Raw genomic sequence first — 22,420 nt, 5'->3', positions numbered from 1 at the left:
TTTGAATCACCTCTTCGGACGCGAATCACCGGGACGATTCCAGGTGGCGGGGGTAAGCGCCTATGTACACATGGACCTGTTCCGCGTCGATCGCTGCCTCGTCGTGTTCCTCCAGTTCGGCGATCAACGCCGTCACGCGTTCGTACAGAGTCATGACGGAGGCGGGTGTGAGGCGCGCCACGATGTCGGACATGCCGGCCGCCTCGATCCAGGCGTGGCTCCACGTTTCGTGTTCGCGGTGAAACGTGTCGATGGAAGAGGTCATGACCTCCAGCTGGCGGTGGCGCATGAACTCAGCCGCCTCGCGGCCCTCCGGCGTCGCGGAGAGTTCGGCGTTGCTCCAGGAGGTGTAGCGGTGGCGGGCGCGCCAGCGGCGTTCGCGGCGGTCTCGAGGGGTGGGGTCCTCTTCCGTGAAGCCGAAGCGGGCGAGTTGGCGCAGGTGGTAGCTGGTGGAGCCGGAGCTCTCGCCCAACCGGGCGGCCAGTTCGGTGGCGGTGGCGGGGCCGTCGGTGCGGAGGGCGCCGAGCAGGCGGACCCGGAGAGGGTGAGCGACGGCTTTCAGGGTGCGCGGATCGCTGACGTGGTAGACCTCGTCCATGTCCATATTGCAAAGATACCTTTGCAAATACTTCTTTGCAATCGTGAAACTTTCACGCCGCCCAACGGGATATCGCCCGGTCACGGTGGGTCGCGGCCCGGGACTCGTTGACTCAGGGGAAACGTGTTGGAAACATCAATGGACTCACAGTAATGGGAGCGCTCCCACGTCCCTCTTGGAACGACACCCCGCAACCGAGGTGCACCTTGAAACCAGCCGAAGCGAAGAACCCAACCCGTCGAATCCAGAAGAAACGCCTCGCCATACTCACCGCGATGGCTCTCCTCGTCGCCGGATTGACCCCCACCGCCGCCCACGCCGAAGGCCCAGAACAGATCTCCAACGGCACCTTCGACACCACCACCGCCCCCTGGTGGAACACCGGCAACCTCACGGTCGGCATCACCAACGGACAGCTCTGCACCGACGTCCCCGGCGGCACCACCAACCCCTGGGACGCGATCATCGGCCTCGACAACATCCCCCTGGTCGCCGGCGAGACCTACGCCTACACCTTCTTCGCCACCGCCACCCCCGCCAGGGTCGCCCGCGCCCTCATCCAACTCCCGGTAGACCCGTTCACCTCGTACCTGACCGCCAACCCAGAACTGAGCGTCTCGGGCAACACCTACAACTACACGTTCACCTCCCCCGTCGACCTCCCCACCGGCCAGGTCGCCTTCCAACTCGGCGGCAGCGCCACCCCGTGGCGCTTCTGCCTGGACAACGTCTCCCTCACCGGCGGCGCCGAGCCCGAGGTGTACGTCCCCGACACCGGCCCCCGCGTCCGCGTCAACCAGGTCGCCTACCTCCCCAAGGGCCCCAAGAACGCCACCGTCGTCACCACCACGACCACCGCGCTCCCCTGGCAGCTCAAGAACTCCGGCGGCACCGTGGTCGCCCACGGCCAGACCACCCCACGCGGCGTGGACGCCTCCTCCGGCCAGAACGTCCACTCGATCAACTTCGGCTCATACACCAAAGCCGGCACCGGCTACACCCTGACCGCCGACGGCGAGACCAGCCGCCCGTTCGACATCTCGGCCGCCGCCTACGATCAGCTCAAACTGGACGCGCTGAAGTTCTACTACACCCAGCGCAGCGGCATCGCCATCGACGACGCCCTCCGCCCCGGCTACGGCCGCCCCGCCGGACACGTCGGCACGGCCCCCAACCAGGGCGACACCAACGTCCCTTGCCAGCCGGGCGTCTGCGACTACTCCCTGAACGTCTCCGGCGGCTGGTACGACGCCGGCGACCACGGCAAATACGTCGTCAACGGCGGCATCAGCGTCTGGCAGGTGATGAGCACCTTCGAACGCACCAAGAACGCCGCCACCGCCGAGACCATCGGCGGCCTGACCATCCCGGAGAGCGCCAACAACGTCCCCGACGTGCTCGACGAGGCCCGCTGGGAGCAGGAGTTCCTGCTGAAGATGCAGCGCCCCGACGGCATGGTCCACCACAAGATCCACGACCAGAACTGGACCGGCCTGCCGCTCCTGCCGCACCTGGACCCGCAGCTGCGCGAACTGCACCCGGTCTCCACCGCCGCCACCCTCAACCTGGCCGCCACCGCCGCCCAGGCCGCCCGCCTCTTCGCCCCGTACGACGCGAGTTTCGCCGCGAAGAACCTGACCGCGGCGAAGAAGGCATGGACGGCCGCCAAGGCCAACCCCGCGATCCTGGCCTCCCCCGCCGACGGCAACGGCGGCGGCGCCTACAACGACGACACCGTCACCGACGAGTTCTACTGGGCCGCCGCCGAGCTCTACATCAGCACCGGCGAGAAGGAATACAAGGACTACCTCCTGGCCTCCCCGCTGCACTCCGCCGACGTCTGGCGCGAGCGCGGCTTCGACTGGGCCGCCACCGCCCAGCTCGGCCGCCTCGACCTGGCCACCGTCCCGAACGCGCTCCCCGGCCGCGCGGCCGTCCGCGCCTCGGTCCTGGCCGGCGCCGACAAGTACCTGGCCACCCTGAAGGCCCACCCGTACGGCCTGCCCTACGCCCCCGCCGACAACGTCTTCGACTGGGGTTCCAACAACCTGGTGCTCAACAACATGGCGGTCATGGCCGCCGCGTACGACATCAGCGGCCAGAAGAAGTACCTGGACGGCGTCCTGGAGGGCATCGACTACATCCTCGGCCGCAACGCCCTCAACCAGTCGTACGTGACCGGCTACGGCGAGGTCGCCTCCAAGAACCAGCACAGCCGCTGGTACTCCCACCAGCTCAACCCCGACCTGCCCAACCCGCCCCGCGGCACCCTGTCCGGCGGCCCGAACTCCTCCATCCAGGACCCGGTCGCCCAGACCAAGCTGCAGGGCTGCAAGCCGCAGTTCTGCTACATCGACGACATCGAGTCCTGGTCCACCAACGAGCTGACCATCAACTGGAACTCGCCGCTCTCCCAGATCTCGGCGTTCATCGCCGACCAGGGCGACGGCTCGCTCACCTCGCCCGGCAAGTGCGACGTCGACTACAAGATCCTCGGCTCGGTGCCGCAGGGCTTCGCCGCCGAGGTGTCGATCAAGAACACCGGTTCCAGCACGATCAACGGCTGGTCGCTCACGTGGTCCTTCCTCGGCGGCCAGAAGATCCTCGCCGCCGTCGGCGCGGACGACAGCCAGAGCGGCGCGACCGTGACGGCTAAGAACATCTCCCTCAACAAGCAGATCAAGCCGGGCAAGACGGTCAAGTTCGGCTTCGTCGCGAAGAACGCCCCCGGCCCGAACCCGGTTCCGGACCTGATCAAGCTGAACGGCGCAGCGTGTAAGTAGCAGGCGCGGGACCCGCGGCAAGCGCCGCGGGTCCTACCCTGGTCGGTGTGATCGAGGACATCTGGGTGGACGATCGCGTCCGCGAACTACGACCCGACTTCGCCGTGCTGGTCATCGGCGCGTACGGGCTGCGCAACGGCCCCTCCGACGAACGTTCCAGGGAATGGCTGGCCGACGCGGCGGCGCAAGCCGTACCCCTCGATCACGAGAAGATCGAGGCTTGGCGCGCCGCCTACCGCGCCTTCGGCGCGAAACCCCAGCGCACCCGCCCCTCGGTGGACGCCCTGATCCGGCGCATGCCGCTCCCCGAGATCAACCTCGTGGTCGACGCGTACAACGCCGTGTCGGTACGGCACGCGCTGCCCATCGGCGGCGAGGACGCCGGACACTACGCGGGCCCGGCCCGGCTGGTACGCGCGAGCGGCGACGAGCCCTCCGACGAGGCCCTGGGCGAGCCGGAGATCGGCGAGGTGGTCTGGCGGGACGACGTGGGCGTCACCTGCCGCCGCTGGAACTGGCGGCAGTGCGTCAGGACGCGCATCACCGAGCAGACCGAGAACGCGGTGTTCCTACTGGAGCGCCTGGAACCGATGTCGGTTGACGAGCTCACCGTGGCCGGTGGGGAATTGGTGAATCTGCTGGCCCAGATCACCCCCGAGATCCGGACCGAAACCCGTCTCCTGGAGTGAGACGGTTGTGACGCTCCAACGGTGAAAGCCATAGGGTGAGAGAGGGCACGCCTCACTGTTGCGGGCGAGTAGCCTTGGACAGGTTCTTAACATCAACGCCGATCTGCGGAAGAGGGCGATTTCCGCCGTGTCGTCAGAGTCGCGGTCAAACCCGCTGGCAAGCTTCGGGCAAAACGAGTGGCTTGTCGACGAGCTGTACCAGAAGTATCTCCAGGATCCCGAGTCGGTGGACAAGGCCTGGTGGCACTTCTTCGCTGATTACAACGGGACGGGGAAGACAGCCCCACCCCCGAACGGCGCCACCCCTGCCGCCGCTCCCGCAACCCCGACCCCCCCAGCGACGAAACCCGCTCCGCCAAAGGCAGCCCCCAAGGCTCCTGCCCCGCCGCAGCCGAAGGCCGTGACCCCCGTTCCGGCGGGCGCGCTGGAGGAGAAGCTGCGCGGCGCCGCCGCCAGGACCGCCCTCAACATGGAGGCGTCCCTCGCGGTGCCGACCGCGACCAGCGTGCGCGCGGTCCCGGCCAAGCTGCTGATCGACAACCGGATCGTCATCAACAACCACCTGTCCCGCGGGCGCGGCGGCAAGATCTCCTTCACCCACCTGATCGGTTACGCGATCGTCCAGGCGCTGAAGAGCATGCCGGAGATGAACCACGCCTACACCGAGGTGGACGGCAAGCCGACCCTGGTCAAGCCCGAGCACGTGGGCCTGGGCCTGGCCATCGACGTGCAGAAGAGCGACGGCACCCGGCAGCTGCTGGTCCCGTCCATCAAGGTCGCCGAGACCCTCGACTTCCAGCACTTCTGGATGGCGTATGAGGACATCGTGCGCAAGGCCAGATCCGGCAAGCTGGGCGTCGACGACTTCCAGGGCACCACGATCTCGCTGACCAACCCGGGCACGATCGGCACCGTGCACTCGGTGCCGCGGCTGATGCCCGGCCAGGGCACGATCATCGGTGTCGGCGCGATGGAATACCCGGCCGAATACCAGGGCGCCTCCGGCGACACCCTGTCCCGGCTGGCGATCAGCAAGGTCATGACGCTCACCTCGACGTATGACCACCGGATCATCCAGGGCGCGCAGTCGGGCGACTTCCTGCGCCGGATCCACCAGCTGCTGCTGGGGGCCGACGACTTCTACGACGACATCTTCGAGTCGCTGCGCATTCCGTACGAGCCGGTCCGGTGGACCCAGGACGTGTCGGCCACGCACGACGACGACGTGGCCAAGTCGGCGCGGGTGATCGAGCTGATCCACGCCTACCGGGTGCGCGGCCACCTGATGGCCGACACCGACCCGCTGGAATACCGCCAGCGCAAGCACCCCGACCTGGACATCACCAAGCACAGCCTGACCCTGTGGGACCTGGAGCGCGAGTTCCCCACCGGCGGCTTCGGCGGTCGCCCGCTGATGACGCTGCGCGAGGTGCTGGGCGTGCTGCGCGACTCCTACTGCCGCACGGTCGGCATCGAGTACATGCACATCCAGGGCCCCGAGGAGCGGGCCTGGATCCAGGCCCGGGTGGAGAAGCCGCACGCCCGGCTGGACCGCGAAGAGCAGCTGCACGTGCTCAGCCGCCTCAACACCGCCGAGGCGTTCGAGACGTTCCTGCAGACCAAGTATGTCGGCCAGAAGCGGTTCTCGCTGGAGGGCGGCGAGTCGCTGATCCCGCTGCTGGATTCGGTGATCTGCGCGGCCGCGGCCCAGGAGCTGGACGAGGTCGTCATCGGCATGGCCCACCGGGGCCGCCTGAACGTGCTGGCCAACATCGTCGGCAAGTCGTATGCGCAGGTGTTCGGCGAGTTCGAGGGCAACCTGGACCCGCGCTCCGCGCACGGCTCCGGCGACGTGAAATACCACCTCGGCGCGACCGGTGACTTCGTCTCGCCGAACGGCTGCAAGATCACCGCCTCGGTGGTGGCCAACCCGTCGCACCTGGAGGCCGTCGACCCCGTGCTCGAGGGTGTCGTCCGGGCCAAGCAGGACCTGCTGGAGCGCGGCGAGGAGGGCTTCACCGTGCTGCCCGTGCTGGTGCACGGCGACGCGGCCTTCGCCGGCCAGGGCGTGGTGGCCGAGACGCTGCACCTGTCGCAGCTGCGCGGCTACCGCACCGGCGGCACCGTGCACATCGTGGTCAACAACCAGGTCGGTTTCACCACCTCGCCCGCCTCGTCCCGGTCCTCGGTGTACGCGACGGACGTGGCCCAGATGATCCAGGCCCCGATCTTCCACGTGAACGGCGACGACCCCGAGGCGGTCGTGCGGGTCGGCAAGCTGGCCTTCGAATACCGCCAGGCGTTCCGCAAGGACGTCGTGATCGACATGATCTGCTACCGGCGGCGCGGCCACAACGAGGCCGACAACCCGAGCTTCACCCAGCCGCTCATGTATGACCTGATCGACGCCAAGCGCTCCACCCGCAAGCTCTACACCGAGGCCCTGATCGGCCGCGGCGACATCACGGTGGAGGAGGCCGAGCAGGCGCTGCGCGACTACCAGGAGCAGCTGGAGCGGGCCTTCACCGAGACCCGCGAGGCGTCCAGGAAGCCGCTGGAGCCGGGCGCGGTGGTGAAGCCGCCCGCCGACGAGGTCATCCCGTGGTCGCACGACGACGTCAAGTCGGCGATCTCCCAGGAGACCGTCAAGCGGGTCATCGACACCCAGCTCAACCTGCCCGAGGGCTTCACCGTGCACCCGCGCCTGTCGCCGGTGCTGCACAAGCGCGGCTCGATGATCGAAGAGGACGCGATCGACTGGGCCACCGGCGAGACCCTCGCCTTCGGCTCGCTGCTGCTGGACGGCCACCCCGTCCGCCTGGTCGGCCAGGACTCGCGCCGGGGCACCTTCGGCCAGCGGCACGCGGTGCTGGTGGACCGGGTGAGCGGCGAGGACCACACCCCGCTGAAGACCTTCAACGAGGGCACCACGAAGTTCTACGTCTACGACTCGCTGCTCAGCGAGTTCGCGGCGCTCGGCTTCGAGTACGGCTACAGCGTGGTGCGGCCCGAGGCGCTGGTGCTCTGGGAGGCGCAGTTCGGCGACTTCGTCAACGGCGCCCAGTCGATCATCGACGAGTTCATCTCGGCCGGCGAGCAGAAGTGGGGCCAGCGCTCCTCGGTGGTGCTGCTGCTGCCGCACGGCTACGAGGGCCAGGGCCCGGACCACTCCTCCGCCAGGATCGAGCGGTTCCTGCAGATGTGCGCGCTGGACAACATGACGGTGGCCCAGCCCTCCACCCCGGCGAACTACTTCCACCTGCTGCGCTGGCAGGCGCTGTCGGATCGGCGCAAGCCGCTGATCGTGTTCACGCCCAAGTCGCTGCTGCGGGCCAAGGCGGCGGCCTCGGCCACGGCGGACTTCACCTCGGGCGCGTTCCAGCCGGTGATCGGCGATGAGACGGTGGATCCGGCGAACGTCACGAAGGTGGTGCTCTGCTCGGGCAAGATCTACTACGACCTGGCCGCCGCCCGCGACAAGTCGGGCCGCCAGAATGTGGCGATCGTCCGGCTCGAGCGGCTCTTCCCGTTCCCGGAGAACCCGCTCAAGGCGGAGCTGGCCAGGTATGCGGACAGTGTCGAGCTGGTGTGGGCTCAGGACGAACCGGTCAACATGGGGCCGTGGCCGTACCTGGCGCTCAAGATGACCGAGCGGCCGGACGCGCTCGGGGGCCGTCGCCTGGGGCGGGTGTCGCGGACGCCGAACTCCTCTCCGGCGGCCGGGTCGCATGCCGCGCACGACGCCGAGCTCGCCGCGATCGTGAACGAGATCTTCGAGTAAAACGTAGAAGACGAGAAGTCCCCCGCGGCCCGCCGCGGGGGACTTCTCCTTATGAGGAGGCACCACCGTGTATTTCACCGACCGGGGCATCGAGGAGCTGGTCGAGCGCCGGGGCGAGGAGGAGGTGGCGATGCTCTGGCTGGCCGAGCGCCTGCGCGAGTTCGTCGATCTCAACCCCGAGTTCGAGACTCCGATCGAGCGCCTGGCGACCTGGCTGGCACGCCTCGACGACGACGAGGACGACTGACTCAGCGGCTGTTGGCCGCCGCCGCTCGCTGCAGAGCCGCCTGGATCGTCGCGACGTAGTGCTCGTCCGACCGGGTCATCGGGACGACCACGGCCAGAACGCCGAGAAGGAGGTCCCCCCGGAAGACAGGCGCTGCGACCGCCCACGATTCCTCGGTCGACTCGCGACCGCTGTAGCCCATGCCGCGTTCTCGGATGACGGCGCATTCGGCCCGCAGATCGGCCAGGGTACGCACGGCCCCGGATTCTGTCTTGAACTCGTCGGTGCCCGGCGGCAGACCGAGGTAGCCGTGCTCGGCGTTGCTGAAGGCGATAAGGGCCTTACCCGCGGCGCCCAGGTACACCGGCCCGCGCTCACCGGGGTGGCAGACCCTCCGCACGAGCCTGCCGGACTCGGCCGACTCGATGCAGACACGGTCGTTCCCGGAGCGGACGAAGAACGCCACGGTCTCGTCGAGCTCGTCTCGGAGGCCGGCGGCGGCTTCTCCTGCGAGCTTGCGGATTCCCGACCACTGGTCGCTGGCATAGAGGAGCGCGGTCAGCTCGGGTCCGGGGACGAACTGACCATCCCCGTCCTGTTCCAGGAAGTCAGCCATCTTCAGGGTTGCCAGGAGCCGCGATGCGGTGCTCAGGCTGACACCGGCCTCGCCGGCGAGCTCGGTGAGTGTCCGGCTCCCGCGAGCGACCGCGGAGAGTAGGTTGAGCGCACGGATCACCGACCTGACGCCGCGCTGCTCGGTGGGCTCGTCTGCCAGCTCGGTCACCGGGTCCTCCTTCATCCTTCGGCCGTCGAGCCGAAGACGTTCACATCGCGTGTCCGCCAGATCATGCCCACTGTCTCGGCGGTGCGGTAGGGGTGCTCGCCGTCATCATGCTGCATCTGCACCCGCACCGGGCCGAATGTCTCGGAGTGGACGGTGTACATCGTGTGCGAGCCGAGGTACAGACGGTGGGTGATCTTCCCGGTGCAGTGGCTGAACCCAGGAGGTGGGGCAGCCGCGATGTCCGTCAGCGCGATCCGCTCCGGACGCACCGCGGCCACCGACGCGTCGGCGGGCACGCCGCCGCCGTCGTCGACTGACAGCAGTCCGCCGTTCTCGACGCTCAGCCGCCCCGGGGCCTCGGGACGGACCGCGAACATGTTGTTGGTGCCGAGGAAGTCCGCGACAAAGGCAGACCGGGGGTGCTCGTAGAGCTCCCGTGGTGTCCCCATCTGCTCGATCCGGCCGTGGTTCATCAAGGCGATGCGATCAGACATCGACATCGCCTCCTCCTGGTCGTGGGTGACGTAGACCATGGTCACCTTCAGCGCCTGCTGGAGCTGCCGGAGCTCGACCTGGAGACGCTGTCGCAACTTTCGGTCGAGGGCGCCCAGTGGCTCGTCCATGAGAAGGAACGCCGGGTCGAATACGACTGCCCGCGCCACCGCGATCCGCTGTTTCTGGCCGCCGGAGAGCTGGTCGGGCAGCCGGTCGGCCGCGGCGGCCATGTCGACGAGCTCGAGCGCCCGCTCTACACGCTCGACGATAACCTTGCGCGGCTCCTTGCGCATCTCCAGCGGGAACGCGAGGTTGTCGCGGACCGACATGTGGGGGAAGAGCGCGTAGTCCTGGAATACGACACCGATGTTGCGCTTGTCGCTCGGCACGTGCGCGATGTCGATGCCGTCGACGCGGATGGTCCCCGACGTCGGGTCCGTGAAACCGGCGAGCATCATCAGGGTCGTGGTCTTCCCCGATCCTGACGGGCCGAGCACGGTGAAGAACTCACCGGGCTCGATCGTGAGGGTGAGGTCGTCGACGGCGACCTGGTCGGCGTACTCCTTGCGGACGTTGTCGAAGTGGATCGCGCCGTGACTGGAGGTCATGAGTTGCTCCTCGATGTCTGGGTGAGGCGGCGGAACAGCGCATAGCCGAGCCAGATGCCAGCGGCGCACACCATGACGAAGACGGAGATCACCGCCACGGTCGGGTTGGTCTCCAGGGAGAGCGCTTCGAAGATCCGCTTGGGGAGTGTCTTGACGTGAACGCCGGAGAGGAAGATCGCGACCGTCGATTCGTCGAACGAGGTCAGGAACGCGAAGAGGCCGGCGGTCAGGATGGACGGGGCGATCAGCGGCAGCACGATCCGGCGCAGCTGGACCGTGCGCCTCGCACCCAGGCTGGAGGCGGCTCGCTCGTAGACCGGGTTGAGCGAGCGGAGCCCCGCGCTGACCACGCTGAACACGAACGGCAGCGCCAGCGTCACGTGGGCCAGGACGATCCCCAGCTCGGTGTCGACGAGCCCGATCCGCTCGAACTCCACGTAGAAGCCGGCAGCGGCGACCACCGTGGGGAACAGCAGCGGCAGCATCATCAGGGTCGAGGTCGACGCTCCCCACCCGCGGACCGTTCCCCGGACGACGCCCATCGCGGCAAGCGTCCCGAGCACTCCGGCGATGAGGGTCACGAAGAGCGCGACCCGGACGCTGACCGCGAGCGGATCGAGCCAGCTCGCGGTGAAGAATTCCGCGTACCACTGGGTCGAGTAGCCGACCGGCGGGAAGATCAGCGCCTGGGTGGAGGCGAACGAGATCGGGATGACGATGAACTGCGGCGCCAGCACGAGGGCGCCGAGGGCGGCGGCCAGGACCTTCGGCAGCCTGCGGCTACGGGTGACGCCGAGGCGGTCGAGCCCGCCGGCCGCGCGTCCCGCGAGCCTGAGGGCGCGTCCGCCGCCGCGTTTGGCGGAGCGGGTGGCCGTGGGGCCGGACCGCCCGGCGAGCTCGGTCGTCGACATCCCGGTCAGCCGCTGGAAGACCAGGACGATGACCAGGACCAGGGCGCCGAGCACGAGAGCAGCGGCCGAAGCGAGGCCGTAGTCACCGCTCTGCTTGATCGCACTGTGGATCAGCGAGCCGAGCATGCTGCCCTTGGAGCCGCCGAGAAGCGCGGGGATCACGAACGCGCCGATGCCGTAGACGAAGCACAGGACCGATCCCGCTTGGATGCCAGGCTTGGTCAACGGCAGATAGACCCGGACGAACGCCTGGGCCGGCCCGGCGCCCAAACTGGTCGCGGCGCGCATCCGCGAGTCGTCGACCGAGCGCATCGTGGCGGCCAGCGGCAGGATCATCAGCGGGAGCAGGTAGTGGGAGAGGCTGACGACGACCGCGATCGGCGTGAAGACCATCGCGATCGGCTCCAGCCCGAACTGCTCGATCAGCTTGTTGACCGGGCCCTGGCGCCCGAGGATCACCAGCCAGGAGAACGACCGCAGCAGGATCGAGGTCAGGTACGGCGCCATGATCGCCACCGTCAGGAAGGTGCACAGCCAGGTGCCGCCGTGCACCATCTGGTACGCGATCGGGTAGCCGAAGATCAGCGCCACGAATGTGGAGGCTGCGGAGATCAGAATCGTCCGCACGATGTTGTCGACATAACCGGAGTGCCCGAGGAGCCGGGTGAAGTTCTCCAGGCCGAAGGTCGGTTCCGTGACGCTGCGCAGGCAGAGGATCGCGACGGGAAGCACGAAGACCAGGGTCACGACCAAGACTGCGGGAACCCCGCCCAGGTCCCAGCCGCGCCGGCGGCGGCGCCGGCCTCCCGCGGTGCGGGAGGCCGGCCCCGAAGGGTCCGCGTCCGGGGATGTCGGAGTGGTGGTCACGCGTTCTGCCAGTCCTGCCATCGCTTGAGCACGTCCGCGCCGTTCTTGGCCCACCAGTCCACGTCGATGCGGAAGGTCTCGTCACTGGCGGTTTCCTCGGTGCCGGGAAGGTCGGCGCGTGCCGTCGCGTCGAGGCCGTCGAGCACCGACTTCAGCGACGGCGTGTAACCGAGCTTGTCCATGATCGCCTTCTGGACCTCGGGCTTCAACGCGTACGTGATCGCGTTGAAGGCGTCCGGCTCGTCCGGCGCTCCCTTGGGGATGACGAGCTGCTGAACGGAGAGGACGGCGCCCTTCCAGGTGTAGTCCAGCGGCACCGCGCCGCTCTTGGCGATGCTCTTGATCCGCGCGAGGTTCCCGTAGCCCAGCGCGATTTCGCCCTGGGAGATGGCGTTCTGCAAGTCACCGTTGGACGTGAAGAAGACGGTGTCGTCGCGGATGGTGTCGAGTTTGGCGAAGGCGCGGTTCAGGTCGAGCGGGTAGAGCTGGTCGACCGTGACACCGTCGGCGATCAGGGCGCCCTCGATGATGCCCCAGGGCAGCGCCACCATGCCGCGCTTACCGGGGATGCGCTTGGTGTCGAACAGGTCGGCCCAGGAGCCGAGGCCACCGGGCACCTTGTCCTTGTTCCAGAACAGGTTGCGCGAGAACGTGTACCACGGCACCGAGTATTCGGTGACCGCGCTCGGGTCGGCGAATCCGCTGAGGCCCTTGGCGTCGATCGGCTGCAGCACGCCGGCGGCCATGAACTGGGCGAGCGAGGAGTCCTCGGCGTCGATCAGGTCGAGGGTCATCGCGTTGGACTTGGACATCTGCACCAGCTTGGCGACGTCCGAGCCGCTGCTGTCGTAGAGGACCTTGACGCCGGTGTCCTTCGAGTACGGGTCGAAGAGCGCCGCCTTGACGGCCTCCTGGTAGGTGCCGCCGAAGCCGGCGTACGTGATCGACCCCTTCTCGTCTCCGCCGCCCGAGCAGGCCGTGAGGCTGCCCACGGCCACGACAACCGCGGCCAGCACGGCGCCGACGCGACGCCGACCCCTGGTCACGTCAAGATTTGTTCGCATAAGGGTTCCTTCTTGGGCAGGGCGGCTGGTTGAGTGAATGAACCACCTCGAGTGGACTTCCACAGAATGAAAGTGCGACTTCCATTGCAGAGATGCTGTGGCCCGAGCGGCGGCCTGTCAAGTGCTACAGCCAGGCTTTCCTGCGATCACGCCGGCAAGTGATCCCGAACGTTCGTATTCGTCCAGTACCGCGACGTACGGCGCCACGTCGATCCCTTGGTCCGCGCGCCAGGACGCGTCGTAGTACGTCGAGGCGTAGCGTTCGCCGCCGTCGCTGATCAGGCTCACCACGCTGCCTCGCTCGCCGTCGCGCTCCAGTCCGGCGATGAGCTGGAGGGTCGCCCACATGCTCGTCCCGGTCGAGGGTCCGACCCGGCGGCCCAGGCGGCGCGAGGTCCACAGCGTCGTCGCGACCGACGCCGCGTCCGGCACGCGGACCATCTCGTCGATCACCTCAGGAATGAAGGACGGCTCGACCCGCGGGCGGCCGATCCCCTCGATCCGGGAGCCTTCGGCCGACCGCAGTCCGCGATCGCCGAGGCGCCAGGCGTCGAGGAAGACCGAGTGCTCGGGATCCGGCACCAGCAGCCGGGTGGGGTGCCGCCGGTAGCGAAGGTAGCGCCCGATGGTCGCCGCCGTTCCGCCGGTCCCGGCGCCGGCGACGATCCAGGCCGGCACCGGTTGTGCCTCGCCGGACATCTGCTCGAAGATCGACTCGGCGATGTTGTTGTTGCCGCGCCAGTCGGTGGCCCGCTCGGCGTAGGTGAACTGGTCGAGGTAGTGGCCACCGAGTTCGGCAGCGAGACGCCGCGCCTCGTCGTACACCTGTCCCGGATGATCCACCACCTGGCAGCGCCCGCCGTGCCACTCGATGAGCTTGAGCTTGGCCGGGCTGGTCGAGGCCGGGACGACGGCGATGAACGGCAGGTCCAGCAGACGGGCGAAGTAGGCCTCGGAGACCGCGGTCGAGCCGCTGGAGGCCTCGACCACCGTCGTGGTCGGGCCGATCCAGCCGTTGCACAGCGCGTACAGGAAGAGCGAGCGGGCGAGCCGGTGCTTGAGGCTCCCGGTCGGGTGCGAGGACTCGTCCTTCAGGTAGAGGTCGATGCCGTGCCGGCCGGGCAGGTCGAAGGTCAGCAGGTGGGTGTCGGAACTGCGGGTGGCATCGGCCTCGACGCGGCGGATCGCCTCGTCGACCCAGGTCCGGTCGGCACGGGTCTGCTTGCGCATCGTCATTCGAGGTCTCCTTCGGGGCGCTTGACCGGGTTCGAATTCGAAGGCATCCTATGGTGCGGAAGTTCAACTTCCACTGTACGGAATACTCGAGGGAGTCCAGTGACCAACCAACCCGTGAACCCGGCCGACGCCCGAGCGATCGAGGAAGTCCTCAACCGGGTCGCCTACCTCCTCGACGCCCACGAGTACGACCGGCTCGGAGAGGTCTTCGCGCCCGATGTCTCCTTCGACAACCCGGGCCGCCTCACGGCCGACGGGCTCGATGACGTGATCGCGGCCTTCAAGGCGATCGCGACGCCCGCGGTCAGTCACCACATTACGAATGTTGTGGTGGTGGGTGGCGTCGACGGCACCGCGGCATGCACCAGCAAGGCGCTCGCGCTGCGGGCTGGAGGGGAGGTCACCGCCGCGATCTATCGCGACACCGTGACCCGCACCGACGCGGGCTGGCGCGTCTCGGCTCGACGTATCAGTCCGCTGGGCTGACCCCGGAGCGGCGACGGAACGAGAGGAAGCGGATGGAGCAGGCGTACGACGTGATCGTCGTCGGGACCGGGCACAGCGGTCTGGTGGCCACCGGGTACCTGGCTCGGGCGGGGTTGAAGGTGCTCGCCCTGGAGCGGCGCGACGTCGTCGGTGGCACCTGCGTCACCGAAGAGATCTTCCCGGGCTACCGCGGGAGCAGCGTGGCCAATGCGAGCCACAGCCTCGATCCGCGTATCGCCGCGGAGCTCGAGCTGGACAAGCACGGGCTCCGCTTCGCCCACCCGCCGCTCGGATCCCTGACCCTCTTCGCGGACGGCCGGGCCCTGCCGGCCTGGCCGGACCGGGCCAGGCGCCGGGCGGTCATGGAGCAGTTCGCGCACGGGGACGCGGACCTCGACGGCTACGCCTCGGTCATCGCGCTGTACGCCTCGGTGGCCCGGCAGATGAAGGTCTCCTTCTACGACCCGCCGCCGTCGTTCGCCGAGGTGGCCGCCCGCTTCACCACCCCGCGCCAGCGCCGCGACTTCGAGTCGATCATGTTCGGTCCGGTCGCGGACATCCTCGAGGAGCGGCTCTCGTCGCCGCAGCTGCAGGCGTTCTTCGCCGGCACCGCGGTCGCGACCAACTTCGTCGGCCCGCGCACACCGGGTAGCGGCTACCTGCTGCTCCAGCGGCCGCTGTGGGAGGAGTCACTCCGCAGCGTCGGCAGCCACGACGACAACGAGCTGATGATGCGAAACGCGGCGCCGCTGGGCGGCATCGGCGCCGTGACCGGCGCGATGGCGGAGTCCGCCCGCGCCCACGGGGCCACGATCCTCACCGCCGCGCAGGTCGAGCGCATCCTCTGCGAGGACCAGCGGGTCGTCGGCGTCGCCCTCACCGACGGTCGCGAATTCCGCGCACCCCGGGTCGTCTCCAACGCGAACCCGAAGCTGACCCTGACCGAGCTGGTCGGACCCGAGGACATCGGGGCGGAGCTGTACGACCTCGCCAAGACTGTCAGCATGAAGGGCACCTCCGCCAAGGTCCACCTCGCGCTCGACGGCACCCCACGGTTCGCCGCCGCGCAGGACGAGGAGGAGAACCGTCTCTTCCTCGGCACCAACTTCCGGGTCGCAGCCAGCATCGACGTGCTCCAGAACGCGTACAACGAGGCGGTGCTCGGGCGGTGGACCAAGCGACCCACCGTCACCGCGATGATCGACTCGGCGCACGACCCCTCGCTGACCCCACCGGGATGCCACTTCATGAGCATCAGCGTCCGAGGAGTTCCGTATCACCTGGCCGAGGGCACCTGGGACGAGCAGCGCGACGACCTGGGCAAGGCCGTGGTCGGAGCGTTGGAGGAGCACATCCCGAACCTGTCCGAGATCCTGGCCGGCGTGCACGTCTACTCGCCGCTGGACCTCGAGCGCGAATTCGCCCTCGTCGAGGGCAACGGCGCCCACGGCGACATCGTGCCCGGGCACATCTTCGACTCGCGTCCGATCCCCGGCTGCGCCGACTACCGGACCCCGGTCGAGGGGCTCTACCTGACGGGCGTCGGCAACTGGCCGGGCAACTTCATGAGCGGCGTCACCGGCTACAACGCGAGCAACCGCGTGCTGACCGACCTCCGCCGTACCACCGACTGACGCGACCCCACGAACCAGAGGAGCACGATGATCATCGGACGAGGCATTCCGGCGGACCGGGTGTCGGCCATGCGGTCGCAGACCACGACCGGACAGGTCTGGTCGGACATCGTCCTGACCGGCGACGGGACCCGCGCCCTCAACATGTTCTTCGCGCCCGGGTCGCGCACGCACTGGCACCGGCACCCGGGCGGCCAGATGCTCTACACCGTCTCCGGCGAGGGCTGGATCCAGGAGCGCGGCGGCGAGGTGGTGGTGATGCGTCCCGGCGACGTCGTCTGGACCGAGCCCGGGATCGAGCACTGGCACGGCGCCACCGCGTCCGCCCAGCTGATCCAGCTGGTGTTCCACTTCGGTGACGTCGAGTGGACGGGAGAAGTCGGCGAGGCCGAGTACGCCGAGGGCGCGAAATGAGCAGCCGCGCGGCCGATCTGGTCGCACGGCTCGTGGGCGACAGTCCGGGCTCGTGGATCGACGGCACCTGGGTGACCTCCCCGGACACGTTCGAGGTCCACGACCCGGCCACCGGGGCCGCGATCTGCGCGGTTGGCGACGCGGACGCCGGCCAGGCCGCCGCGGCGGTCGCTTCGGCGGCGGCCGCCCTCGACGGGTGGTCGTCGGCGACCGGCTGGCAGCGCTTCGAGATCCTCAGCCGGGCGACCGACCTGCTGGGCGAGCGGGTCGAGGCCATCGGCGAGCTCATCAGCGCGGAGACCGGCAAGCCGCTGGCCGAGGCGGTCGGCGAGGCCCGCAACACGGTCCGCTTCTTCGAGTGGTTCAGCCACGAGACGCTGCGGCTCCCCGGTGAGGCCTGGGCCGACGTCGCGCCCGGACGCGACGCCCTCGTGCTGCACGAGCCGATCGGGGTGGTCCTGGCGATCACGCCGTGGAACTTCCCGGCGTTCATGGTGGCCTGCAAGGTCGGCGCCGCGCTCGCGGCCGGCTGCGCGGTCGTGCTGAAGCCGGCCCCGCAGACGCCGCTCACCGCGCTGGCCATCGCACGCTGCTTCGAGGAGGCGGGTCTCCCGTCCGGTGTCCTGAACGTCGTCGTCGCCGGCGATCCGCAGCGGGTCAGCGACGTCTTGCTGGACGCCCCCGAGGTCGCGTGCGTCAGCCTCACCGGGTCGCGCAAGGTGGGCGAGCTCGTCCTGCGCAAGGCCGCGTCGTCGATCAAGCGGGTCCTGCTCGAGCTGGGCGGCAACGCGGCCGCGGTGGTGCTTCCCGACGCGGACGTCGTCCAGACCGCGCGTGACCTGATCCGGGCCCGGTTCCTCAACTCCGGGCAGGCGTGCATGGCCGCCAACCGGGTGTACGTCGTGGAGTCGAAGGCCGGCGATCTGGTCGCCGAGCTCACCGCGGCGGTCGGCCAGATCGTCCTCGGCGACCCGCGCGACCCGGCGACCACGATGGGCCCGCTGATCGACCACGCGGCCGTGGGACGGATCGAGGCGCAGGTGGCCGAGGCCGTGGCGGGCGGCGCGACCGTCGTCGCGGGCGGTGCCAGGACCGCCGAGAACGAGGTGAGCGCGTTCCTGGCGCCGACGCTGCTGACGGCCGAGGGAAAGAGCCAGCCCGCCGTGCTCGGCGAGGAGTTCTTCGGTCCGGTGCTCAGCGTCATCCGGTGCGCCGACGTCGACGAGGCTGTCCGGTTGGCCAACGCCACCGAGTACGGCCTTGCGGCCTACGTGTTCGGCGGTGACCAAGCCGCCGCGACCGCGGTCGCCCGCAAGCTCAAGGCGGGCTCGGTCGGTGTCAACACTCCGCTGGTCAGCGAGCCGGCCCTGCCGTTCGGTGGCATGCGCGGCAGTGGTCTCGGACGGGAGCGGGGGCGGCTCGGCGTCGAGGAGTACCTGGAGACCAAGACCGTGCAGATGCCTGCCGTCCGCTGAAGCACGTCCTGACCCGCCACCGTCGGCCTCACCCGCGACGGCGGCTTCGCAACCATGCCCAGAAAGAGGTAGAGCAGTGCCAACAGAGACCGTGTGCTTCGTCGGCGGCCGGGTCCGCACGATGGACCGGGCCGGAACCGTCGCGGAGGCGTTTCGCGCCGAGAATGGCCGGATCGCGGCGATCGGGACGACCGAGGAGATTCTCGCGGGGGCCGGCGAGACGCGGGTCGTCGACCTGGCCGGCGCGGCGGTGATCCCCGGGCTGGTTGACTGCCACTCCCACCTGGAGCTGCTCGCCTATGCCTGGGAGCTCGCCGTCGACTGCCGCTCGTCCCGGGTATCGAGCATCGAGGAGCTTGTCGCCGTGCTCGCGGAGCGCGCCGGCGCCACGGCCGCCGGCGAGTGGATCCTCGGTCAGGGGGAGCACTACCAGAATCTCAAGCTGGCCGAGGGGCGCTATCCCGATCGGCACGACCTGGACCGGGTCAGCACTACCCACCCGGTGATGTACCGGGCGAGCTACCACATCAACATCTTCAACTCGCTGGGCCTGGAGCTGCTGGGTGTCGACGACGACACTCCGAACGCGCCCGGCGGCCGGATCGAGCGCGACCCGGCCACCGGCGTCGCCACCGGTCGCACCTACGACATGTTCGAGCCGCTCGGCGGCCCGCAGCCGTCGGTCCCGGATCTCGCGGCGGCGATCAAGCGAGTGCAGGACCGGTACCTCGCCGTCGGCGTCACCACGGTCGGCGACATCCCGCTGCACCGCGCGGGGCTGGACGCGATCGCTTCCGTCGCCGTCGACGGTGACCTGGTGCTGCGCGCCGCGCTGTACCCGAAGCTGGAGGCTGTGGTGTCGGCCGAGGACGTGCGCGCCGGCCGTACCAAAGACCGTGTCGACGCCCTCGACCCGGACCATCTCGCGATGGTCGGTTTCAAGGTCTTCCTCGACGGCGGGCTCACCGCGGGGGCGTCCGCCCTCCACGAGGACTACCCAGGCCAGCCCGGCTACCGCGGTGAACTGGCGTTCACCGACGAGGAGGTCGCCGCCCTGGTCGCCACCGCCGATGAGGCGGGACTGCAGATCGCCATCCACGCGATCGGCGACCGTGCCCTGGACCAGGCTCTCGACGGCGCGCTGGCACTGCCGGCCGGGCGGCACGGCGTCGGCCGGCACCGCATCGAGCACGCGGGCAACATGTTCATGACCGACGAGCGGATCAAGCGGCTGGTAGCCTCCGGAGTCGTCCCCGTTCCGCAGCCGGCCTTCATCCTGACCACCGCGGCCGGATACGTCGCGCACCTGGGCAGCGACCGGATCGGGACCGTGATGCCGTTCCGTAGGCTGATTGACCACGGCTTGCCGATTCCGGGCAACTCCGACGCGATCGGCATCACCGAGGACCAGCACGACCCGTTCCCCGCGATGCAGGCCGCGGTCACCCGGCGTACCAACGACGGCGACGTGCTGGATGCCCAGGAGGCGGTCACGGTCGAGGAGGCGCTGCGGATGTACACCGAGTGGTCGGCGTTCTCGATCGGCTGGGAGGACCGGGTCGGCTCGCTCGAGGTGGGCAAGTTCGCCGACTTCGTCGTCCTGGCCGCGGACCCGCTGGAAACCGAGCCGACGGATCTGGCCGCCCTGACCGTCCGGCAGACTTGGATCGGCGGAACGCTGGTCTTCGACAGGGGCTGAGCGAGCGCGGGAGGCCTGCCGCGGCTTCCCAGTGACGCGATACATCTTGACTTTCGCCTGACGCGACATATCGTGTTTGTAGAGATGTTCGCGTGAAAGGCGCTGCGTCATGTCCCGTTGGACCATAGAGAAACCCGAGCAGCTGACGTTCGGCCCGGTCACCGGGCTGTCGGTGCGGATCGTCGGGGGTCATCTGGCGGTGCTCGCCAGCGAAGGACCGCCCACCCTGGAGGTCAGCGAGATCAGCGGCGCGCCGCTGGTGGTGGAGCACGACGAGGAGGGCCGGCTGACCGTCAGCTACGGCGACCTCACCTGGGACGGGGTGCTCGGCTGGCTGCGGTCCGGGGACCGGCGCTGCGTGCTGACGCTGACCGTGCCGAAGGAGTGCCCGGTGCAGGCCGGGGTGATCACGGCGGGCGCGGTGGTGGCCGGGTTCGAAGGCCGCACCCGAGTGAAGAGCGTGTCAGGAAATATCGTGCTGGACGGGGTGAGCGGCGATATCGCCGCCGACACCGTGGCCGGCGCGGTGGAGAGCCGGGCGCTGGCCGGGGATCTCACTTTCACCAGCGTCTCCGGCGAGCTGACCGTGGCCGACGGCGTGCCGCACCGGCTGCGCGCGAAGACGGTGACCGGCCGGATCACCGCCGACCTGGAGCTGACCCCGACCGGCAACGTCACGTTCTCCAGCATCTCGGGCGCGGTCTTCGTCCGCCTTCCGCGTACGGTTCAGACCGACGTGTCCCTCAAATCCACCTCCGGCACGCTGGAGAGCGAGTTCCCCGGGCTCGTGAACGGCGGCGGGCCGGGCCAGCGGTCGTTGTCGGGCCGGTTGGGCGGTGGCATGGCCTCGCTGCGGGCCACCACCGTCTCGGGAGAGATCACCCTGCTAAGTAAGGACACCCAGGCATGAGTCCTGTTTTCGGGCATGGACGGCTCCGGCTCTATCTGCTGAAGCTGCTGGAGGAGAGCCCGCGGCACGGTTACGAGGTGATCCGGTTGCTCCAGGACCGGTTCCTCGGCGTCTACTCCCCCTCACCCGGCACGATCTATCCCCGGCTGGCGCGGCTGGAGGAGGAGGGCCTGGTCACCCACGAGGTGGTCGAGGGCAAGAAGGTGTTCACCCTGACCGACCAGGGCCGGGCCGAGCTGGTCGACCGGATGGACGAGCTGGCCGACCTGGAGCGCGAGATCACCGCCTCGGTGCAGGACATCGCGCGCGAGGTCAAGGAGGACGTGCGGCAGACCGTGCGCTCGCTGCGCCAGGAGCTCACCCAGATGGCCAGGAACATCAACCAGGAGCACGGCAGGGACTCCAGGGACGCCTGGCGCGGCCAGAAGGACGAGTGGCGGCGCCAGCGGGAGGAACAGAAAGACGAGTGGCGACGGCAGCGGGAGGAGCAGAAGGAGGAGTGGCGGCGGCAAAAGCGGCAGTGGAAGGACGAGACCGACCGCTGGAAGGGCGAGTGGCGGCGGATCTGGACCGAGACCTGGTCCATGACCGGCTTCCCGTTCGGCCCGGAACGCGGCGGTGACGTCTCCGCCGAGCAGGCCACCGCCAACGACGCCGCCCTCGGCCAGTCGCTGGCGGACTTCGTCTCCGACATCCGCTCCGGCGCGGCCGAGACCCGCCTGTCCGACGCCGATCTGGCCGCCTGCCGGGCGATCCTGGAGGAGGCCGCGGACCGGATCAAGTCCCGCTTCGACGCCTAAACGGTGAACACCACTTTGCCGAACAGGTCTCCCGCGTGCATCGCGGCGAAACCCTCCCCGGCTCGCTCCAGCGGCAGCACCCGGTCGATCACCGGGCGCAGGCCGGTCTGGTCCAGGAAGACGGCGAGCCGGGCCAGCTGCTCCCGGGTTCCCATCGTCGAGCCGATGATCGACTTCTGCTGGAAGAACACCTGGGCCAGCTTGGTGGGGGCTACCAGCCCGCTGGTGGCCCCGCTGATCACGACCCGCCCGCCCGGCCGCACCGCGCCGAGCGAGTGGTCCCAGGTGGCCAGGCCGACGGTCTCCATGACCGCGTCCACCCGTTCCGGCAGCGTGGCCCCGCTCTCGAAGACCCGGTCCGCGCCCAGCTCGAGGGCGCGCTCGCGCTTGTCCGCCGACCGGCTGGTGGCCCACATGCGCAGGCCCGCGGCCCGGCCCATGGCGATCAGCGCGGTCGCCACGCCACCGCCCACCCCCTGCACCAGCACGGTGGCCCCCGGCTCCGCCTCCGCCTTCTCGAACAACATCCGGTAGGCGGTCAGCCAGGCGGTCGGCAGGCAGGCGGCGTCCTCGAACGACAGCCCGGCCGGTTTCGGCACCAGGTTCCCGCGCGGCACCGCGACCTTCTCCGCGAACGTGCCGTCGTGGACCTCCGACAGCAGCGACCGCTTCGGATCCAGCGTCTCGTCCCCGTGCACCGGCGTCCCGATGACCGCGTGCACGATGACCTCCCGCCCGTCCGCGTCCACTCCGGCGGCGTCGCAGCCGAGCACGATGGGCAGGCGGTCCTGCCTGATGCCGACGCCCTTGAGCGTCCACAGGTCGTGGTGGTTGAGCGAAGCGGCCCGGACGCTGACCGTGGTCCAGCCGTCGGGGACCGCCGGGTCAGGGCGCTCGCCGAGCGTCAGGCCGCTCAGCGGGTCGTCGGGATCGGTCTGCGACGCGGTGACAGCGAACATG

At 69.2% G+C, this 22,420-nt stretch carries 18 protein-coding genes; 11 read left to right on the top strand and 7 right to left on the bottom strand.

Translation table 11 applies throughout. From position 1 onward, the window contains the following. Positions 1-25: 25 nt before the first annotated feature. Positions 26-604, bottom strand: a complete 579-nt coding sequence (locus Aple_RS15215) for a helix-turn-helix domain-containing protein (protein WP_155345240.1) — start codon at positions 602-604, stop codon at positions 26-28. A gap of 269 nt (positions 605-873) precedes the next feature. On the opposite strand from Aple_RS15215, the gene Aple_RS15210 reads away from it, so the two are divergent. From Aple_RS15210 to Aple_RS15195, 4 genes are all read left to right on the top strand, one after another. Beyond that, positions 874-3,381 (top strand): glycoside hydrolase family 9 protein, encoded by a 2,508-nt coding sequence (locus Aple_RS15210; protein WP_155345239.1) that lies wholly within the window; start codon positions 874-876, stop codon positions 3,379-3,381. A 47-nt stretch (positions 3,382-3,428) separates the two neighbouring features. Then, on the top strand, positions 3,429-4,070 hold the full coding sequence (locus Aple_RS15205) for a B3/B4 domain-containing protein (RefSeq protein ID WP_155345238.1): 642 nt from the start codon (positions 3,429-3,431) through the stop codon (positions 4,068-4,070). A gap of 118 nt (positions 4,071-4,188) precedes the next feature. Next, positions 4,189-7,851 carry a multifunctional oxoglutarate decarboxylase/oxoglutarate dehydrogenase thiamine pyrophosphate-binding subunit/dihydrolipoyllysine-residue succinyltransferase subunit gene (locus Aple_RS15200; RefSeq protein WP_425544265.1) on the top strand — a complete coding sequence of 1,221 codons (3,663 nt, stop codon included), beginning with the start codon at positions 4,189-4,191 and terminating at the stop codon, positions 7,849-7,851. Between the two features lie 67 nt (positions 7,852-7,918). Beyond that, the gene (locus Aple_RS15195) at positions 7,919-8,098 is read left to right on the top strand and encodes a DUF6104 family protein (RefSeq protein ID WP_155345236.1); all 180 of its coding nucleotides are present in this window, start codon (positions 7,919-7,921) and stop codon (positions 8,096-8,098) included. 1 nt (position 8,099) lies between these two features. Here Aple_RS15195 and Aple_RS15190 read toward each other — a convergent pair whose 3' ends face one another. The 5 genes from Aple_RS15190 to Aple_RS15170 form a co-directional block, all read right to left on the bottom strand. Beyond that, complete coding sequence (locus Aple_RS15190) at positions 8,100-8,861, bottom strand: IclR family transcriptional regulator (RefSeq protein ID WP_170321483.1); 762 nt, start codon at positions 8,859-8,861, stop codon at positions 8,100-8,102. 11 nt (positions 8,862-8,872) lie between these two features. Next, positions 8,873-9,964, bottom strand: coding sequence for an ABC transporter ATP-binding protein (locus Aple_RS15185; RefSeq protein ID WP_155345234.1), 1,092 nt, complete (start codon positions 9,962-9,964; stop codon positions 8,873-8,875). Continuing rightward, positions 9,961-11,742: an ABC transporter permease subunit gene (locus tag Aple_RS15180; RefSeq protein ID WP_170321482.1), complete on the bottom strand. Its 1,782-nt coding sequence runs from the start codon at positions 11,740-11,742 to the stop codon at positions 9,961-9,963. Before Aple_RS15180 ends, Aple_RS15185 begins: the two co-directional genes overlap by 4 nt. Continuing rightward, positions 11,739-12,806 (bottom strand): extracellular solute-binding protein, encoded by a 1,068-nt coding sequence (locus tag Aple_RS15175; protein ID WP_155345232.1) that lies wholly within the window; start codon positions 12,804-12,806, stop codon positions 11,739-11,741. The genes Aple_RS15180 and Aple_RS15175 overlap by 4 nt, the downstream gene beginning before the upstream one ends. Before the next feature lie 117 nt (positions 12,807-12,923). Beyond that, positions 12,924-14,036 carry a PLP-dependent cysteine synthase family protein gene (locus Aple_RS15170; RefSeq protein WP_155345231.1) on the bottom strand — a complete coding sequence of 371 codons (1,113 nt, stop codon included), beginning with the start codon at positions 14,034-14,036 and terminating at the stop codon, positions 12,924-12,926. Positions 14,037-14,141: 105 nt separating this feature from the next. Here Aple_RS15170 and Aple_RS15165 point away from each other — a divergent pair, with 105 nt between their 5' ends. The 7 genes from Aple_RS15165 (at position 14,142) to Aple_RS15135 (ending at position 21,460) form a co-directional block, all read left to right on the top strand. Continuing rightward, positions 14,142-14,528, top strand: coding sequence for a nuclear transport factor 2 family protein (locus Aple_RS15165; RefSeq protein WP_170321481.1), 387 nt, complete (start codon positions 14,142-14,144; stop codon positions 14,526-14,528). A gap of 32 nt (positions 14,529-14,560) precedes the next feature. Next, positions 14,561-16,162: a phytoene desaturase family protein gene (locus tag Aple_RS15160; RefSeq protein ID WP_155345229.1), complete on the top strand. Its 1,602-nt coding sequence runs from the start codon at positions 14,561-14,563 to the stop codon at positions 16,160-16,162. A gap of 27 nt (positions 16,163-16,189) precedes the next feature. Next, positions 16,190-16,576 carry a cupin domain-containing protein gene (locus Aple_RS15155; RefSeq protein ID WP_155345228.1) on the top strand — a complete coding sequence of 129 codons (387 nt, stop codon included), beginning with the start codon at positions 16,190-16,192 and terminating at the stop codon, positions 16,574-16,576. After that, positions 16,573-18,051: an aldehyde dehydrogenase family protein gene (locus tag Aple_RS15150; protein WP_155345227.1), complete on the top strand. Its 1,479-nt coding sequence runs from the start codon at positions 16,573-16,575 to the stop codon at positions 18,049-18,051. Before Aple_RS15155 ends, Aple_RS15150 begins: the two co-directional genes overlap by 4 nt. Before the next feature lie 76 nt (positions 18,052-18,127). Then, positions 18,128-19,750, top strand: a complete 1,623-nt coding sequence (locus Aple_RS15145) for an amidohydrolase (RefSeq protein WP_155345226.1) — start codon at positions 18,128-18,130, stop codon at positions 19,748-19,750. A gap of 109 nt (positions 19,751-19,859) precedes the next feature. Continuing rightward, complete coding sequence (locus Aple_RS15140) at positions 19,860-20,660, top strand: DUF4097 family beta strand repeat-containing protein (protein WP_155345225.1); 801 nt, start codon at positions 19,860-19,862, stop codon at positions 20,658-20,660. Next, on the top strand, positions 20,657-21,460 hold the full coding sequence (locus Aple_RS15135; RefSeq protein WP_155345224.1) for a PadR family transcriptional regulator: 804 nt from the start codon (positions 20,657-20,659) through the stop codon (positions 21,458-21,460). Before Aple_RS15140 ends, Aple_RS15135 begins: the two co-directional genes overlap by 4 nt. Here the strand turns inward: Aple_RS15135 and Aple_RS15130 are convergent. Continuing rightward, positions 21,457-22,419, bottom strand: a complete 963-nt coding sequence (locus Aple_RS15130; protein ID WP_155345223.1) for a zinc-binding dehydrogenase — start codon at positions 22,417-22,419, stop codon at positions 21,457-21,459. The two genes, Aple_RS15135 and Aple_RS15130, sit on opposite strands and share 4 nt — an antisense overlap. Position 22,420 lies beyond the last annotated feature (1 nt).

This window comes from Acrocarpospora pleiomorpha (assembly GCF_009687885.1).
Lineage (GTDB): Bacteria > Actinomycetota > Actinomycetes > Streptosporangiales > Streptosporangiaceae > Acrocarpospora > Acrocarpospora pleiomorpha.
This window is presented reverse-complemented; position numbering and strand designations above follow the sequence as displayed.